The organism is Streptomyces sp. ADMS, assembly GCF_033441795.1.
Lineage (GTDB): Bacteria > Actinomycetota > Actinomycetes > Streptomycetales > Streptomycetaceae > Streptomyces.
This window is the reverse complement of sequence record NZ_JAVFVX010000518.1, coordinates 1-315: the sequence shown is the minus strand read 5'-3', so window position 1 is coordinate 315 and position 315 is coordinate 1. Positions and strand designations below refer to the sequence as shown.

The following is a 315-nucleotide window of genomic DNA, read 5'->3' as shown; positions in this document are numbered from 1 at the left end:
AGGCCCGCGAGCAGCTCGTGAACTGGCGGGAGGACTGGGCTCGGCCCTATCTGGGCCAGATTCGCTATGCGCGGGTCCATTATCCGAAAAACGAAGCTCTGCGCCGTCTGGAGCGTGACATCCTCGACTCTCCGGACGCGCAGGGAATGTGGAATCGCCGCGAATTCTACGAACATGTCGATGGCAGCCTGCGCAGGCTCAAGCTGCCCTACCATCGAGGCCGGGAAGTCCCTGTTCGCATCGTCGCTTTGCGGCCCATGCGCAGTGACCGACTTCGCGTGATCGTGCTGATGGAAAGCGGCCGAGGAGCCACCA

1 pseudogene is annotated in these 315 nt (G+C 62.9%); it reads left to right on the top strand.

Features of this window, described 5'->3' with window-relative positions:
* Positions 1 to 315 (top strand): annotated as a pseudogene (locus RB628_RS41825) (hypothetical protein); the annotation flags it as partial.